The following is a 16,671-nucleotide window of genomic DNA, read 5'->3' on the forward strand; positions in this document are numbered from 1 at the left end:
TGGTCAGAAAAACTGCGACCACTCCTCGATCCATCCGGGAATGGCATCGCGCTCCATCGGCTTGGCAATGTAGAAGCCTTGTGCATAGGTGCAACCAAGGTCGCGCAGCAAGTCCCAGTCTTCGCGCGTCTCCACGCCGACCGCGACCGAATTGCGGCGCAGTTTCCTTGCCAGTTCCAGGCAGGAACTGAGCGCGATGTGCATCTGCTTGTTCTGCGATGCACCGGCGACGAAGGAACGATCGATCTTGAGATCAAGGAAAGGGATGCGCAGCAACTGCTGCACGTTGGAATGGGCGGTGCCGTAATCGTCGATCGACAGCCCGAAGCCCTTCATGCGCAGGCGCGCGAGGTTTTCCAGGCAGACCGGCACGTCGGTCATCGCCATCAGCTCGGTGATCTCGATCGTCAGGTACTGCGGGTCGATGTTGTGCTGGCCGATATGCGAAAGGATGCGTTCGGCCAGGCCTGGTTCGGCGAGCGAGGTGGCCGACAGGTTGATCGAGACCCCTAACATCAGCCCCTGGTCATGCCAGCCCCGGCAAGCAGCTACCGCGCGCTCGACCACCAGCCAGGTGAGGTCTTCCATGTGGCCGCTGGCTTCCAGCACCGGAATGAAGGCCGGCGGCGTGAGGATGCCGTGCTGCGGATGGCGCCAGCGCACGAAGGCTTCCACCGCCTTGACCTTGCCGGTCGCCAGTTCCACCTTGGGCTGGAAAAAGGGTTCGAACTGCGCGGCAGCGATGCCGTCGCGGATTTCCTGCAGGGTAAACACCGGCAGCGACTTGCGTGCCAGGCGCACCGCCGGCGGCTGGTAGCTGTCGATCAGCTTCTGCAGGATTTCCGGGGTGGCCGGCTTCTCGAAGGTGCCGAGCAGGTTGACGCCGTACGCCTCGGACATGGTTTCCACCGACAGCAGCAAGGCCGAGCCGAGCGCGCTGGTCAGCACGATGGCGGTCTGGCTTTCGCTGTTGGCCAGATGGCGCACCAGCTCGATGCCATCCATCTTCGGCATGTTCAGGTCGATGAAGCTGATGTCGATCCGCTGGTCCTTCGCCTGCAGGATGTCGAGGGCCGCTTTGCCGTCTTCCGCTTCCACCACGTGCTGCGCCCCCAGCTTCTGCAGCATGACGTGCAGCCAGTGGCGCTGGAATTCATCATCCTCCGCAATGAGGAAATGCAGGTCGGCAATCGGGACCGGATTGTCTTTGGTCATGGCGCGTTTCTGTTCTGTCAACCGAGGGCGACAGGAATGTTGATATCCGTCAACGGTTTTGTGAGTTTGGTTGCATTGCCGTCGTTTGTAAAGCGCAACAGAGCAAATGGTCGGCACGATGCGACAGGCGGTGCGCGCAAGCGAAAAAATCCGGGCGGAAACTGTGTCACCGGAACTCCCATATCCACGGGATTGTTGGCCCCGACCGCATTCGATAAAGTGCCCGCTTGCCCCAAGCAGGAGTGACACTGCCAAATGGAAACCCTTTACGACAAGCTGGGCGTGACACGGCGAGCGAATGCTTCCGACATCGAGCTGAGCTACCGGCACAGTCTGAGCCAGCACATCGCAGGCAACCGCAGCCACCCGTTGCGCAAGAAAGACCAGCTGCGGCTGCAGCAGATGCGCCAGGCCTACCTCATCCTGTCATCGCCTGGCCGCCGGATGGAATATGACCTGGAGCTCGACCAGCGGGAACATGCGCGGCTGCGCAAGATCGAGCGGTTCGGAACGGCCATCGGCCTGGTGTTGCTGATCGCGGGACTGGCGCTCATTGCACACGGATATTATCGGCAGGTGTATGAGGGGCAAACCAGCGTACAGGCGGCGGCCCCCAGCAACAGTGCCGCGGCGACGCCGCGCGGCAATACCCTTCTCGCCGCGGACCATCCGTCGCCGCAGGCCTTGAGTTCCCGCGCTGACTGAGCTTCCTAAAAAAAGAACCGGGCGAGCGCCTGGATGGCTCGTCGCTGTCCCGCTGCACCAAATTCACTGAACGGCGTGCCGCTGTTCAACTGCCACTGCAGCGCGAGGTCAGCGCGGTCGAGGTGGTAACGCGCCTCCAGCCATGACAGGCGGCTGCGGTCGGCCAGGTTGTGGCGCACCATCGCGTTCAGGTCGAGATGCCTGATCAGCGCATCCTGCCAGGACACATACAAGAAGACCGATTTCCGTGTCGGCATCTCCTGCAGCGCCTGCAGCCGTGTCCGGTAGCGCGCGTACGCCAGCGGCGCAGTACGCGGCAGGGCGCTCCATTCGTCATCGCGCAGCCCGGCACCGTTGTACTGTGCTTCGACGGTCACCGACAGCTTGCTCGCCGCGGTATAGGTGAGGCCGGCACTGAGCCGGTTGCGGAAGGCCGTATCGTCAATTTGCGTCGCTTGTGCGAAAACGGAAGGGCTGCGTCCGCCCGACCACTCGACATGCGCGACGGTGGAATCATTGACCAGCAGCGAGAGATTGAAACCGGCCTGCGCCGGGAGTCCTTCTTCCTTGTACAGCAGCCATTGCGGACTGAATCCGTCGGACAGCTTCTGGCTGAAGGCGAGCAGCCAGCGGTCGCGGTTGTTGGTGGCGCCGACATCGGGATTCAGCGCCGCGGGATTCGACTGTGATGCCAGCTTGGGCGAGACCAGTCCCGTTACCGACCCGCTGTCCCACAACGCCTGCCCGCGCAGCATGACGCTGCCCTGGCGGTTCTTCTTCAGGCTGGCCGGATCGGCGGAGATGATCGACCGGTTTGCACCCGTGCGGAAGTAGTCTGTCGGGTTGTAGCCGGTCGCCACACCATTGCGTACGTTGATCCGGCCCAGGTCGACCAGCAGGTCGTCGCGCGCCTGCCAGCCGAGATAGGCTTCCTTGAGCGTATTGATGCCGTGCTGGCGTGCGGGCTCGTCCTGCCAGAACAGGTCCAGGCGGTCGGCGAACACGACGCGCCAGCCGGGTGCGACACGCTTGTCGAGCTGCACGTCGAGCGAAAGGCGCTGGTCCCACGACGTCGCGCCGTTACGCAGGAACGTGCGGCCGGCCGCGCCTTCGATGAAGGCGGACCAGTCGGACGTACGCGCGACCTCTGCCTGGGCTTCGTCGGCAAGGCGCAGGGCATCGAGTTCCGCATCCTGCGCCAGGGCGGGACCTGCCGCCAGCGCGAGCAGGAGAGCGAGACGGCGCATCATTCGGGCTTGAAGCGCGGCAGATAGTCGCGCTGCAGCCAGGCTTCCGGCACTTCGCGCTTCGCGTAGTCCGAGAAGCGCATTACCGTCACCCAGTTGGGATCGAGCCCGTCGATGATGACGGTTTCAGTCGGCCGTTCCGCGCCGAGCTGGCTCTGGTACTTGCGGTAGTAGGCGGTCTTCAGCAGGCGGTTGCTCTCCGTGTAAAAGCGCGCCTTCACGGGCCGGTTGTTGGTGACGTCGATCCACATTTCGATGTGGTGGTAAGTCACATCCGGGCTGATCGCTTCCAGCGCGAGCTTGTAGCAGCGCCGCGCCTGGCGTTCGCCATCCTGCGTCTCTTCCTCCGCGGCCAGCGTGGCCTTGTAATCCTTCGCCAGGTTCACCGTCACGATATCGCCGTTGGCCGCCTGGCCGAGCAGGCGCTGCTGCGGCGAAATGCGGATGCTGGCCTTGTTGGACGGATCATAGAACCACAAGTCGTTGCCGTTCTTGAGCATCAGCTTGTTGGCATCGCGTGCCGGAGCGACGAAGCGGATCAGGCTGCGGAACTGTCCGCCGGTCTTGTCTTCCTTCGAGTAGACCGCGAGCGTGCTGGTGTCGGCCTGTTTGCCGTTGCGGTATTCGATCAGCGTCGTGGTCAGCCCGAATGCGAAGCCGGGATTGCGCACCGCATCGCTGGCGGCAAGGATCGCCTGCGCATCGGGAGAGGCGATGGCAGGCAGGTGGAGCAGGGCGCCTGCCAGCACTGCAGCGAGCGTCAGTCTGCGCATGTTCTTTTTCTGCATGTTGATTTCCTTATACATGGCGCAACGCATCCACGATCACCATCTTCGACGCGCGGTTCGCCGGCCACCATGCGGAGATGACCGCGACCACCACCATACCCAGCACGCTCGAGAGAATCAGCCCGGCCTCGCCCCATACGCGGGTTTTCACCGGATAGGCGTAGACATAGCCCGGCGGCGTCCACGTCAGGCCGCTGTTGTTGATCAACGCCGAGAACAGCAGCGCGATCGCCACGCCGAGCAGGGAACCGATCACGCCCAGCAGCAAGCCTTCGCACACGAACATGCTGCGGATGCCGCCGCGCCGCCTTCCAATGGCGCGCAGCGTCCCGATCTCGACCGTGCGCTCGACCACCGCCATGCTCATCGTATTGCCGACCGTGAACAGCACGATGACCCCGATCAGGATGGAGATGAAACCGAAGACCGAATTGAAGAACTGGATGGTCTGGCCATAGATGGGCGCCAGCGTCTGGAAGGCCTGGATCTCCAGTTGCGCATCCTTGAAGGTCGTCGCCAGCAGCTCTTCCAGTCGCGCCTTCGCCGCGGGCATCTGGCTGGAGTGCTTGAGCTGCAACTGGATCGCGGTGACCTGCGGCTTCTCGCTGCCGTAGATCAGGCGCTGTGCCTGCTGCAGGTGCATGATCATGAACACGTCGTCGACTTCCTTCAGGCCCTGGTTCTCGGCCTTTACGACATTCAATCGCGTGACATTCGGCGCGCCGCGCAGGTTGGCTGCCAGCATCTCGATCGCCGTCGCATTCTGCGCGCCGGCGGGGGCTTCGGCCGGCTTTTCCATGGCCGACAGCGCGGCGATGTCATCCGGCGCCTGCGGCCCGGACGCTTGCGGCGTGGCAGCCGCCTGCGGGCAATTCGGCACCTCCAGCGGGCCGCACAGTTGCAGGATGCGGGCAACGCCCTGGCCGATCACCACCGCGTCCGGCGTGGTGCCGGTCAGCGCCAGCGGGCGCGAATAACTCATGCTGCCGAAATCGTCCCAGGCACGCATTTGGTTCTGCTCGTCGACCACGATGCCGCTAGCCAGGACGGTCTTGGACACGCCGGCCGCGAAATTGCCGGCGATGCCGCCGAGCTGCATCTTCGGCGTGACCACCGTCAGCATGGGCGCCAGCACCGGGTCGCGCTTGACGGTGTCCATGATGCGTTCGTAATCCGGGATGCCATAGGCGGCCGGATTGCCGCTGCCGTAGAGGAAATAATCCTTGCGCTGGATCTGGTAGTGGCCGTGGAACTGCACGTAGCCGGTCTGCATCGCAAGGATGACGTTGCGGCTGTAGCCGCCGAACAGCAGGATGGCCACCAGGCCGACGATCATCGCCAGCAGCGTGGTCAGCGAACGGCGGCGGTTGCGCAGCAGGTTGCGCAGGGCGAGCGAGAGGGTGTTCATGCCGTTGCCTCCGTGCGGCGTTCGACGCCGGTGATCCGGCCGTCGCGGATGAAGACCGCGTCGTCGGCTTCCGCCAGCACCTGCGGATCATGCGAGGAAAACACGAAGGACACATGATGTTCGCGTTGCATCTTGCGCATCAGCGCGATGATGGCCGCGCCCGTCTGGCTGTCGAGGTTGGCGGTCGGTTCGTCGGCCAGCACCAGCTTCGGCGCAGGGGCGAGTGCGCGTGCAATCGCCACCCGCTGCCGTTGTCCGCCGGATAGCTGACCCGGACGGTTGTTGGCACGGTCCGCGAGGCCCACCGCGTCGAGCAGGGCCAGCACGCGCTGGCGGCGCTGCGCGGCAGGCATTTTCGTCAGCATCAGCGGATACTCGACATTCTCATAAGCAGTGAGCACCGGCAGCAGGTTGAAGTTCTGGAAGATGAAGCCAAGATGGCGCGCGCGGAAATCGGACAGCGCATCGTCCGACATCTTCTGCACCGGCTCTCCCGCCACCACGATCTCACCGTGGTCGGGCCGGTCGATGCAGCCGATGATATTCAGCAGCGTGGTCTTGCCGCTGCCCGAGGGACCCGAAATCACGGTGAAGCAATTGGGCCGGATCTCGAGATTGATATCGCTTAATGCCGGCACATCGACCGCGTCGAGATGGTAGGTCTTGCCGACTTGCTTGAGGACGACAGGATGCATGCACGCTCTCCGGAAAAGAAATCGTTGCCACTATAGCTATTGCATGCGGTGCGGGCGAGGGGTTTGCGACAAAATGTCGGTGGATGCGATGAAATGGCGAAAAAAAGGGATGGAATGGCAGGCGTTGCCGACCTAGCGTGTAAATTCAATGACACGCGGTCGCTCTCGCGCTGCCCGCAGGATGCCCTGGTCGAGCTGCTGGTGGACGAGTTCGCCAATGGTACGGACTGCACGTTCGATCTCAGTACTCCACGCATTGCCGCAATTGAGGCGGATGCAATTGCCGAACTTGCCCGATGCGGAAAACAGCTGCCCCGGCATGAAGGCAATCCCCTTTTCAATGGCCTGCCGATGCAAGGCCAGCGCATCGACCTCGTCCGGCATCTGCACCCAGAGCACGAATCCGCCCTGCGGTGACGAAACGGAACATTCGTCCGGGAAGAACGCGGATACGGCATCCGACATGCGCGCCACACGCTGCGTCACCGCACGGCGCATCTTGCGCACCTGGCTGTCGTAGCTGCTGCTGCCGATGAAGTCGGCGAGCACTGCCTGGGTGAAATGATTGGTGCCGCCGCTGGACACGTTCTTCAGATAGGCGACCTGTTCGGTATAGCGACCGGCAACGATGTAGCCGACACGCGCCGACGGGCTGACCACCTTGGAGAACGACGAGCACAGCAGGACGTGGCCTGAGCGGTCGTAAGCCTTGACCGGCCACGGCCGGTCGCTTGGAAAGCACATGTCCCGGTAGACATCGTCCTCCACCAGCGGCACGTCGTACTGCGTCAGCAGGCCGGCCAGCCGCTTCTTGTTCGCCTCCGGCATGATGCAGCCGAGGGGATTGTTCGCGTTCGGCACCAGCAGGCAGGCTTGCACGAGTCCTTCGCGCATGGCCAGCTCCAACGCATCCACCGAAATGCCCGTCTTCGGATCGGTCGGGATCTCCAGTGCCTTCATGCCGAGGCTTTCGATCAGCTGCAGCAGCACGAAATAGGTTGGCGACTCGATAGCGACGGTGTCGCCCGGCTTGGCCACGGCGCGCAGCCCCAGGCTCAAGGCTTCGGTGCATGAATTGGTGGCGATGATCTCTTGCGGGTTGATGCGGCCCCAGTCCACCGCACGACGGATCACCTGGCGGACGAAATTGGGTTCGTTGGTATCGAAACAGCCTTCGCGCGTGAGCAACTCCGGGCTGCGCCGCGCGACCGCGCTCATCACCTGCTGCATGCGCTTCACCGGCAGCAGTTCGTCCGGCGGCCACGACAGCCCGAGTTGCAGGGCGCCAGGCGTCTTCATCGCGCGCAGCACTTCCATCAGCAGGTTGTTGATGCCGACGTAGGTCGGTTCCTTCATGTCTTGCGCGTCGGCCAGCGACACCAGGCCGCGTGCGCGAGGGCGCACGTAGTAGCCCGCCTGCGGCTTCGCATTCACCAGTCCGCGATCCTCCAGCAGGCGCAGCGCCTGCATCACCGTGCTGATCGACAGGCGCTTCTGCTGCGCCAGGTGCCGGATCGACGGCAGGCGGTCGCCGGGAGCGAAAACCCGGCTTGCGATCAGTGCCGCGAGTTCGTCGGCAAGGTGCTCGTAGAGGTTGGTTTGTGCGGACATGATTTGATTGTGACCGTGCCGCAGTGCGGCACAAAGATACAGTTCAGTGGTTTTTCGACCAGTACAGTTGGCATGCAGCGGACCTGTGATGGTAACAATTCCGCCTTGCTGCACCTGTTGCGCTGCAATGCAACAACGTAGGATGGTCCTCTAACCCACAGAAAGGAGAGCACCATGCAGCCGAAGATCCTCGCCGCCTCGCGCAGCCAGGTCGAGTGCGAACTGCACGAAAACCACCCCCTCAGACTGGTCGCCGCCGAGGGCCGCCGCATCCACTGCGTTTCGGGCGTGGTGTGGATCACCGCCTATGGCGAGCCGATCGATATCTTCCTGCGGCCGGGCATGAGCTATACCGTGCCCAACCGCGGTCTCGTGCTGGCGGAAGCAGTAGGCAACTGTCGCATCCTCGTCGACTTGCCGCGTGCCTTCGACTACACGCCGTATCGCCTTGATGTGTTGGAACTGTTCCGGCGTATCGGACGGGTGTTCCAGCAGCGGCCGAAGCGCATCGCCTAAAGATGCGCGACAATAAGCGCTCCGAGAAAGGAGCGCAGCATGCGAACCGTTCTGTCCCTGCTCTTGCTGCCCGCCATCGTCCATGCGGGCGGCTCCAACTACACCGTCACCCCAGGCGTCTCCCAGCCCGCCGGCAAGGTGTCCGAATGGGCGGTGCCCACTCCTAAGTTTGCCCGCGACCCTGCCGCCGCGCCGGACGGCAAGGTCTACATCGCCGTCATGCATGGCAACAAGCTGGCGCGCTTCGATCCCGCCACCCAGAAATTCGACGAATGGGACTTGCCTGAGGGCACGCGTCCGCACGGTCTCGTGGTCGACGAGAAGGGCACTGTCTGGATGACCGGTAACGGTAACGGCACACTGCTCGAAATCCCCTTCGCCAACGGCCAGCCCGGGCAGATGACCGCACACAAGACGCTGTCCGGCGGCAGCCCGCACACCATCATCTTCGACGGCCGCAACGCGCTCTGGTTTACCAACCAGTCCGGCAACAAGGTCACGCGCTTTGATCGCGCGGCGAAGAAGATGACCGATTTCGACACCCGCGACGGCCCCTACGGACTGGCGATGGACCAACAGGGCAATGTCTGGTTCTGTCAGGCCAGCGGCCAGCGCGTCGGACGCATCGATGCTGCCAGCGGCAAGGTGACCGAGATCGACCTCGGACGCGGCTCGCTTCCGCGCCGCATCGCGGCGGGACCCGACAACACGCTGTGGGTAGTGCGCTACGGCGACGGCAAGTTGACGCACATCGACGCAAAGACGGCCAAGGTCATCAAGAGCTACGACACGCCCGCCGGCGAATCGGGCAAACCCTACGCGGTGACGGTTGATGGCGCCGGCAAGGTCTGGATGAACGAGATCGGCACCGACACCGTCGCGCTGTTCGACCCGGCAAGCGAGAAGTTCCGCGTGTTCCCGCTGCCGACGAAGAACGAGGGCATCCGCAAGATGATCGTCGATGCGAAGGGCCGCCTCTGGTACATGGGCAGCCATAGCGGAAAACTGGGAGTGGTCGAATGAAACGCCTTGTCCTTTTACTCGCCGCCGCCTGTGCCTTCGGTGCCCGGGCGCAGGAACCCCTGCCGCTGTTCGATGCGCACATGCATTACAACGTCGAGGCGCGTTCGCTGCTGTCGCCGGAACAGGTCGTCGCACTGTGGCGCAAGACTGGCATCCGAGGGGTACTTGCGACCAGCCGCCCCAACGACGGCACGCTGGACCTGATTGCGCAGAAGGCAAAGGACATCGTCATCGTGCCTTTCCTGCGGCCTTACCGCGTGCAGCCGGACCGTTACGACTGGTTCAACAGCGCCGGCGTGGCCGAGTACGTGGAGAAGGAACTCGCTCGCGGCATTTACCGCGGCATCGGCGAATTCCACATCTTCGGCGCCGATGCGGACGCGCCCTACATGGCAAAGATCGCGCGACTCGCAAAGGAACGCGGCATGTGGCTGCATGCGCACTCGGACGAGGATGCCGTGGAGCGCATCCTGAAGCATGCCCCGGGCGTGAAGCTGATCTGGGCGCACACCGGCATGAGCACGCCGATGGACAAGGTGGAGCAGATGTTCGCGCAGTATCCCAATATCGTGGGCGAGCTGTCGTATCGCATGGATATCGAACAGGATGGGGCGCTCAATCCGCGCTGGAAGGCGTTGATGATGAAGTATCCGGACAGGTTTGTGGTGGGGACGGATACCTGGATTACGCCGCGATGGGGACAGGTGGAGGAACTGGCGGCGTTCTACCGGCGGATGCTGGGACACCTTCCGCGGGAGGTGGCGGAGAAGATTGCGTATCGGAATGGGATGGCAATGTTTGCTGTGCCTTGATTTTCGTTGCGGCGTTTCTGCGGTGGCCCGCCGGGACCAAGCCCGGCAAGCATCCACGGAGAGATTACAGCATCGGGTCAGCAAAGAAACGTCGATCTAATCCAACGTCTGCCGATACCGTTTCAAAGCAACCGCCCCCGCCACCAGCATGAACACCGCCATCGGCCACACATTCGGCATCACCTCGGCCGCCCCATTCCCCTTCAACATGATCCCCCGCACCACCCGCAGGAAATGCGTGAGAGGCAACACCTCTCCAATTACCTGCGCCCACCCCGGCATGCCGCGAAACGGGAACATGAACCCCGACAGCAGCATCGACGGCAGGAAAAAGAAGAAGGTCAGCTGCATCGCCTGCAACTGGTTCTTTGCGACTGTTGAAAACGTAAAGCCGACGGCGAGGTTCGCCGCCATGAACACCACCAGCGCAGCCGACAGCAGGAAGAGACTGCCGACCATGGGCACCTGGAACAGCACCTGGGCAGCGATGAGGATTACGACGACCTGCACGTAGCCGATCAGGATATAGGGCGCGATCTTGCCGACCATGACTTCGAGCGGACGGACCGGCGTGGCGAGCAGGTTCTCCATCGTGCCGCGCTCGCGTTCGCGTGTCATCGCGAGCGAGGTCATCATCACCATCGTCATGGTCAGCACCACGCCGATCAGGCCGGGCACGATGTTGTAGCGGGAAATGCCTTCCGGGTTGTAGCGCCGCTGCGCGCGAATCTCGAAGGGCGCGTCGACGGGCTGGAGGTTGCGCAGCGGCCCGTTCAGGTCGCGTCCCACCGCCTGCCGCGCGATCGTGTTGACGGACGCAAGCGCATTGCCGGAGGCGGACGGATCGGTTGCATCTGCAGCCAGAAGAAGGGCAGGGCGCTCCCCGCGCACGAGCTGCCGGGAAAAATCGGGCGGCACCACGAGCAGGAACTGGACACGTCCTTCGTCGAGCAACCGGTTACCATCAGCTTCGCTGCGCGGCCGATGCGTCACGCGGAAGTAGTTTGAGTTCTCGAGCCCGGCGACCAGGCTCCGCGAGAACTCGCTTTCATCGGCGGAAACCACCGCCATCGGCAACTGCTTCGGATCGGTATTGATGGCGAATCCGAACAGCACCAGCTGCATGATCGGCACGCCGACCATCATCGCGAAGGTCAGCCGGTCGCGGCGGATCTGGCGGAACTCCTTGATGAGGATGGCGAGGAAGCGCGCCCAGTTCATGAAAAATTGTCCTCCGTCTGTTGCATCAGCGTGACGAAGACATCTTCGAGATTGGAGGCAGTCGGGGTGGCGGCAATGAGTTGCTCCGCCGTGCCTTGCGCCAGCAGCTTGCCGTACGCGATGTAGGCGAGTTGGTGGCAGCGTTCGGCTTCGTCCATGTAATGCGTCGACACAAGGATCGTCATTCCGCCGGCCGCGAGTGCATGCAGTTCATTCCAGAAATCCCGCCTTGCCTTGGGATCGACGCCGGCGGTCGGCTCGTCCAGCAGCAGCAACTGCGGCTCGTGCAGCAGGCAGGCCGCCAGCGCCAGCCGCTGTTTCCATCCGCCCGACAGCGAACCGGCAAGCTGCGTGCGCCTGCCGGCCAGTCCGAGCCGCGCCAGCATCGCATCGACACGTCCGGCCGCATCCGTCATCTCGTAGACGCGGGCAATGAACAACAGGTTTTCCTCGATGCTCAGGTCTTCGTACAGTCCGAACTTCTGCGTCATGTACCCGACCTGGCGCTTGATCTTGCGCGACTCCTTGCGGATGTCGAAACCGAGGCAGGTGCCGCTTCCTTCATCCGGCGTGAGGAGGCCGCACAGCATGCGGATGGTGGTCGTCTTGCCGCTGCCGTTGGGGCCGAGAAAGCCGTAAATGCGCCCGCGCGCGACCTGCATGTCGACATGGTCGACGACGGTTCTTCCGCTGTAGCGTTTAGTCAGTCCCCGGACATCGATGATGGCGTCCATCAGCGTACCTGTGCGAGGCGGATTTCGACCGGCTGGCCGGGATGCAGTTGCACCGCCTGCTCCGGCGCGGGGCGCGCTTCGATCATGAACACGAGCGCCGCGCGGTTTTCCTTGCTGTAGATGAGCGGCGAGGTGTACTCGGGGGCGCTGGAGAGATAGCTGACCTTCGCGGAGATGGACGACTTGCAGCCGTCGCAGGCGACCACCACATCCTGGCCGAGCCGCAGTGCGGCCATTTGCTTCTCCGGCACGAAAAAGCGCAGCTTGATGTTCTGCGGCGGCAGCACGCTGACGACCGGGCTGCCGGCCTGCACGAATTCCCCCTCGCGATACAGTACGTCGGTGACGCTGCCCGCGACCGGGATGTTCTGCGTCTTCTGCGCGAGCTTCCATTCCGCTTGCGCGAGCTGGGCCTGGGCGGCTTTCAGTTCCTGTTCGGCGGCAGCGATTTCATCCGGGCGTGCGGCGAGATTGGCCACGCGTAACTGTGCGCGCAATTCGTTGACCCGCGCCTGGTCGCGGTCCACCGCACCGCGCGCTTCGTCCATGCGAGAGGGCGCGATGAACTTGTCTTCGACCAGTTGCTTCTGGCGCGCGAGATTGCTGTGCGACAGTGTCAACGCAGCTTCCGCCTGCGCAAGCTGCGCCCGAACCGCCGCCAGTTCCTCGGGGCGCCGGCCCTTTTTCAGGTTGGCCAGTTGCGCCTGCGCACGCTGCACCCGTGACGCCGCTTCCTCGCGCGCCGCGCGTTCGCCGTCCTGCTCCAGCACGAAGGCGGGCGCATTTGTTTTCACCTGGTCGCCGCGTTGCACATGCAGCCTGGTCAGCGTGCCGGCGATCGGCGTTGCCAGACGCACGTATTCGGCCTCCGCGTAGCCGGGGAAGTAATCTGCAGGCTTGTCGCCGCAACCGGCAAGGGCGAGCAGGACGATCCATGCGGGCAAGGTTTTCATGGCATTTCTCCGTGATGTGCGGACAGGCCGCGCAAGGCGAATTCGATGCGCTGCTCGAGGGCTTTTTTTGTCAGCACTGCCTGCTCCAGCGCAGTACCTGCGGCGGCCGGCAACGCGCCGTTTTCGAGCAGCGCGCTGCCGAGCAATACCGGCGACATGACGGCGCCGGCGATGAAGGCAATGACCTGCGGTATCGGCGCCTGGACCAGATCGCCTTTGCGCTGCGCTTCCGCGACCAGCGCCGCGACCACGCCCACGTGCCGCGGCAGGTTCGCCTGCAAGAACTCCGCGGCGACCTGTTCTCCCGCAAGCGCATCCGCGCCGATGCGCAGCAGCAGTTGCCGGTGCGTCAACCCGAAGCCAGCGATCACGCGCACAGCCTTGCGCAGGTTGTCGACCGGCGATACCCCCTCATGCGATTGCAGGACGAGGTCCTGGAACATCTGCTCGTAGGTCTGCTGCAGCAGCGTACGGATGAAATTGTCCTTGCTGCGGAAATGGTAGTGGAACATGCCCAGGTTCACGCCCGCATGTTCCGTCAGCCTGCGCGCCGAAAGACCGCGGCAGCCGGTCTGCGGCAGCAGTTCCATGCCGGCTTGCAACAGACGCTGGTCGATGTTTTGGGAAGGGCGGGCCATGAGTTATTGTACGCCTGTATAGTAATGGCGCAAACCGGCCTGAAATGCCGCCACGACACGCCTTTTGCAACCGGTTCCGGCAGCGGCGTGATCGCGGCGGCCAAATGCGTGATCGCGCGGGACAAGATGGCGGCGCCTACTTGCACCCGAAACTCCGTCTCCCTAGCATGGCTCGGCACACCAACGCCATTGTCAATTCGACCATGGCATTTCCATTCAAGAAAAAAGAGAGAGACAAACATGGACAAGTTCTGGCTGCAGTCCTATCCCGCCGGCGTGCCCGCCGACATCAATCCGCTTCAGTACGATTCCCTGGCCCACCTGTTCGAGGAATCCTTCCGCAAGTACGCCTCGCGCAATGCCTACATCTGCATGGACAAGGCGCTGACCTACGCGGAAGTCGATGCGCTGTCGCAGAAGCTCGCTGCCTGGTTCCAGTCGCGCGGACTGCTGAAGGGCGATCGTGTTGCGCTGATGATGCCCAACATCCTGCAATATCCGGTGGCGCTGGCCGCCGTCCTGCGGGCGGGTTATGTCGTGGTCAACGTCAATCCCCTGTACACCCCGCGCGAGCTCGAGCACCAGCTCAATGACTCCGGCGCCAAGGCCATCGTCATCCTCGAAAACTTCGCCACCACGCTGCAACAGGTCTTGCCGAGGACCGGCGTCAAGCATGTCGTGCTCGCGACCATGGGCGACCTGCTCGGGCCGATCAAGGGCACGGTGGTCAATTTCGCGGTGCGCCGGATCAAGAAGATGGTGCCCGCCTACGAATTGCCCGCCGCCGTGCCCCTGCGCCAGGCCGTGGCGGAAGGTGCCAAGCTCAAGATGAAGAAGACGAAGATCGGGCCGGACGACATCGCCTTCCTGCAATACACCGGCGGCACCACCGGCCTGTCCAAGGGAGCAACCCTCCTGCATCGCAACGTCGTTGCCAACGTCCTGCAGAACGAAGCCTGGTCGCAGCCCACGCTGAAGAAGGAACCGCGGATCGAATCGCTGACCATCGTCTGCGCGATCCCGCTCTATCACATCTTCGCGCTGACGGCCTGCTGCCTGTTCGGCCTGCGCAACGGCGGCGTGAACCTGCTGATCCCCAATCCGCGCGACATTCCGGGCTTTGTGAAGGAACTGGCCAAAGTCAAGTTCAACCTGTTCCCGGCAGTGAACACGCTGTACAACGGCCTATTGAACGATCCCGATTTCGCCAGGCTCGATTTCTCTACGCTGAAGGTCTGCAACGGCGGTGGCATGGCGGTACAGAAGGTCGTCGCCGAAAAGTGGCTGAAAGCCACCGGCTGTCCGATCAACGAAGGCTACGGCCTCTCGGAAACCTCGCCGGTCGCGACCTGCAATCCGGCGGACGCGGAATACAACGGCTCCATCGGCCTGCCGCTGCCATCGACCGAAATCGCCATCCTCGACGACGAGGGCAAGCCGCTGCCGCTGGGGCAGGCCGGTGAAATCGGCATCCGCGGGCCGCAGGTGATGGCGGGCTACTGGAACCGCCCCGAAGAAACCGCCAAGGTCATGACCGACGACGGCTTCTTCAAGACCGGCGACGTCGGCGTGATGGACGAGCGCGGCTACGTGCGGATCGTCGACCGCAAGAAGGACATGATCCTGGTCTCCGGCTTCAACGTCTATCCGAACGAAATCGAGGGCGTCGTGGCGGCGCATCCCGGCGTGCTGGAATGCGCCTGCGTCGGCGTCCCCGACAGCAATTCCGGCGAAGCGGTGAAATTGTTCGTCGTGCGCAAGGACACGAACCTGACGCAGGAACAGCTGATGCAGTATTGCCGGGAACAGCTGACCGCCTACAAGAAGCCGAAGTACATCGAGTTCCGCGATGCGCTGCCGAAGACGAACGTTGGCAAGATCCTGCGCCGCGAACTGCGGGACGAGAAGAAGGCCGCATAAGACCCTGGCCCGAAAAGCCGCCTGAGCAACAGGCGGCTTTTTTGTTTGCGCTTGCCGCGGCCGACCTGTATTAAGATTGCAGGCAATCACGCCGACAGGAGACAGCAAGCATGAGCGAACAGACCACTTCCGCCTCCTGGGTCAGGGGGATCGCGGAGCGGCTGAAAAGCGTCGGCCTCGACGTCAACGCCCTGTTCGCCGAGGCACAGCTCGATCTTGCCTCCCTCGACAATCCCGACACCCGCTACGACACGGAAAAGATCAGCCTGCTGTGGGAACTGGCCGCCGCGCGTTCGGGCGATCCCTTCATCGGGCTGGCCATGCCCGGACCGCTGCAGCCCGCCGCCTTCGATGTCGTCGCCTACGCGATGATGACCTGCAAGGACCTGCACACCGGCGTCGACTTCCTCGTGCGTTACCAGCGCGTCGTCAGCGACGCCGTCATGATCACCATGGAAGACGTGCCGGAAGGATGCTGGATCGGCATCGAGCTCGCGGGCGGTAAGCGGCCGGTGCCGCGGCACCGCATCGATTTCGTGTTCACCACCTTGCAGACCTTCTTCCGTTGGATTACCGGTACGGAGATGCATCCGAACGCCGTGGAGTTCACCCATGCGGCGCCTGCGGAGACGGCGACATACACCGCAGTCTTCCAATGCCCCGTGCGCTTCAATGCTCACGCCAACCGGCTCCTGTTTTCCCACGCCGACCTGCGGTTGCCCCTGCAGGCAGCCAATCCGGTGCTGGCAGAGCTGCATGACCGCTTTGCCGGCGAGCGGCTGGCGAAACTGGAAAAGAACCGCACCAGCATCAAGGCGCGCGAATCCATTCTCCGCCGCCTCCCCGAGGGCGATCCCGCACGCGCCGATGTCGCACGCGAATTGTGCATGAGCGAACGCACCCTGCAGCGCCGCCTGGCGGAAGAGGGCACGTCCTTCCACCAGATGGTCGACGAAGCCCGACGCGAACTCGCCCAGCGCTACCTCAACCAGCCGCAGCTCGGACTTGCCCAAGTGGCATCGCGTCTTGGCTTCACCGACCGCAGCACATTCAGCCGCGCCTGCAAGCGCTGGTTCGACCTCACGCCGACCGAATACCGGAGCCGTCTGCAAAGTGAACGCTAACCTTGCGTAGCGATCCTGCAACGAATCGGAAAGCGTGCCGCAGCACTGCTACAATGGGCCG

General features: G+C 63.3%; 15 protein-coding genes and 1 pseudogene. 6 read left to right on the forward strand and 10 right to left on the reverse strand.

The genetic code is table 11. The annotated features are described in order from the left end of the window. Positions 1–3: 3 nt before the first annotated feature. Positions 4–1,215, reverse strand: coding sequence for an EAL domain-containing response regulator (locus ACNOHI_RS09230; protein WP_420474377.1), 1,212 nt, complete (start codon positions 1,213–1,215; stop codon positions 4–6). 255 nt (positions 1,216–1,470) lie between these two features. Here ACNOHI_RS09230 and ACNOHI_RS09235 point away from each other — a divergent pair, with 255 nt between their 5' ends. Next, positions 1,471–1,920 (forward strand): hypothetical protein, encoded by a 450-nt coding sequence (locus ACNOHI_RS09235; protein ID WP_420474378.1) that lies wholly within the window; start codon positions 1,471–1,473, stop codon positions 1,918–1,920. 5 nt (positions 1,921–1,925) lie between these two features. Here the strand turns inward: ACNOHI_RS09235 and ACNOHI_RS09240 are convergent, their stop codons facing one another. From ACNOHI_RS09240 to ACNOHI_RS09260, 5 genes are all read right to left on the reverse strand, one after another. After that, positions 1,926–3,170 (reverse strand): hypothetical protein, encoded by a 1,245-nt coding sequence (locus tag ACNOHI_RS09240; protein WP_420474379.1) that lies wholly within the window; start codon positions 3,168–3,170, stop codon positions 1,926–1,928. After that, complete coding sequence (locus tag ACNOHI_RS09245) at positions 3,167–3,940, reverse strand: outer membrane lipoprotein-sorting protein (RefSeq protein WP_420474886.1); 774 nt, start codon at positions 3,938–3,940, stop codon at positions 3,167–3,169. Before ACNOHI_RS09245 ends, ACNOHI_RS09240 begins: the two co-directional genes overlap by 4 nt. 25 nt (positions 3,941–3,965) lie before the next feature. Then, a complete protein-coding gene (locus ACNOHI_RS09250) occupies positions 3,966–5,363 on the reverse strand; it encodes an ABC transporter permease (RefSeq protein WP_420474380.1) in 1,398 nt (465 codons plus the stop codon). Beyond that, the gene (locus tag ACNOHI_RS09255; RefSeq protein WP_420474381.1) at positions 5,360–6,058 is read right to left on the reverse strand and encodes an ABC transporter ATP-binding protein; all 699 of its coding nucleotides are present in this window, start codon (positions 6,056–6,058) and stop codon (positions 5,360–5,362) included. Before ACNOHI_RS09255 ends, ACNOHI_RS09250 begins: the two co-directional genes overlap by 4 nt. Positions 6,059–6,190: 132 nt before the next feature. Beyond that, positions 6,191–7,669 carry a PLP-dependent aminotransferase family protein gene (locus tag ACNOHI_RS09260; protein ID WP_420474382.1) on the reverse strand — a complete coding sequence of 493 codons (1,479 nt, stop codon included), beginning with the start codon at positions 7,667–7,669 and terminating at the stop codon, positions 6,191–6,193. Between the two features lie 174 nt (positions 7,670–7,843). Between ACNOHI_RS09260 and ACNOHI_RS09265 the strand changes: the two genes are divergently transcribed. The 3 genes from ACNOHI_RS09265 to ACNOHI_RS09275 are packed head-to-tail and all read left to right on the forward strand — an operon-like array spanning position 7,844 to position 10,020. Then, entirely contained in the window at positions 7,844–8,185 is a 342-nt protein-coding gene (locus ACNOHI_RS09265; protein WP_420474383.1) for a DUF2917 domain-containing protein, read from the forward strand. A 39-nt stretch (positions 8,186–8,224) separates the two neighbouring features. Further along, positions 8,225–9,208, forward strand: coding sequence for a virginiamycin B lyase family protein (locus ACNOHI_RS09270; protein ID WP_420474384.1), 984 nt, complete (start codon positions 8,225–8,227; stop codon positions 9,206–9,208). Continuing rightward, positions 9,205–10,020, forward strand: a complete 816-nt coding sequence (locus tag ACNOHI_RS09275; RefSeq protein ID WP_420474385.1) for an amidohydrolase family protein — start codon at positions 9,205–9,207, stop codon at positions 10,018–10,020. Before ACNOHI_RS09270 ends, ACNOHI_RS09275 begins: the two co-directional genes overlap by 4 nt. A 96-nt stretch (positions 10,021–10,116) precedes the next feature. Here the strand turns inward: ACNOHI_RS09275 and ACNOHI_RS09280 are convergent, their stop codons facing one another. From ACNOHI_RS09280 to ACNOHI_RS09295, 4 genes and pseudogenes are all read right to left on the reverse strand, one after another. Beyond that, positions 10,117–11,241, reverse strand: coding sequence for an ABC transporter permease (locus ACNOHI_RS09280; protein WP_420474386.1), 1,125 nt, complete (start codon positions 11,239–11,241; stop codon positions 10,117–10,119). A gap of 68 nt (positions 11,242–11,309) precedes the next feature. Beyond that, positions 11,310–11,975: pseudogene (locus tag ACNOHI_RS09285) on the reverse strand (ABC transporter ATP-binding protein); the annotation flags it as partial. Further along, positions 11,975–12,928, reverse strand: a complete 954-nt coding sequence (locus ACNOHI_RS09290) for an HlyD family secretion protein (protein ID WP_420474387.1) — start codon at positions 12,926–12,928, stop codon at positions 11,975–11,977. The pseudogene ACNOHI_RS09285 and the gene ACNOHI_RS09290, both read right to left, overlap by 1 nt. Further along, positions 12,925–13,566, reverse strand: a complete 642-nt coding sequence (locus tag ACNOHI_RS09295; RefSeq protein WP_420474388.1) for a TetR/AcrR family transcriptional regulator — start codon at positions 13,564–13,566, stop codon at positions 12,925–12,927. The genes ACNOHI_RS09290 and ACNOHI_RS09295 overlap by 4 nt, the downstream gene beginning before the upstream one ends. A gap of 240 nt (positions 13,567–13,806) precedes the next feature. On the opposite strand from ACNOHI_RS09295, the gene ACNOHI_RS09300 reads away from it, so the two are divergent. Together ACNOHI_RS09300 and ACNOHI_RS09305 are read left to right on the forward strand one after the other, a co-directional pair. Beyond that, positions 13,807–15,486, forward strand: coding sequence for a long-chain fatty acid--CoA ligase (locus ACNOHI_RS09300; RefSeq protein ID WP_420474389.1), 1,680 nt, complete (start codon positions 13,807–13,809; stop codon positions 15,484–15,486). Positions 15,487–15,596: 110 nt separating this feature from the next. Then, the gene (locus ACNOHI_RS09305) at positions 15,597–16,610 is read left to right on the forward strand and encodes an AraC family transcriptional regulator (protein ID WP_420474390.1); all 1,014 of its coding nucleotides are present in this window, start codon (positions 15,597–15,599) and stop codon (positions 16,608–16,610) included. Positions 16,611–16,671 lie beyond the last annotated feature (61 nt).

Origin of the sequence: Noviherbaspirillum sp. ST9 (assembly GCF_048799745.1) — a bacterium.
Taxonomy (GTDB): domain Bacteria; phylum Pseudomonadota; class Gammaproteobacteria; order Burkholderiales; family Burkholderiaceae_D; genus Noviherbaspirillum.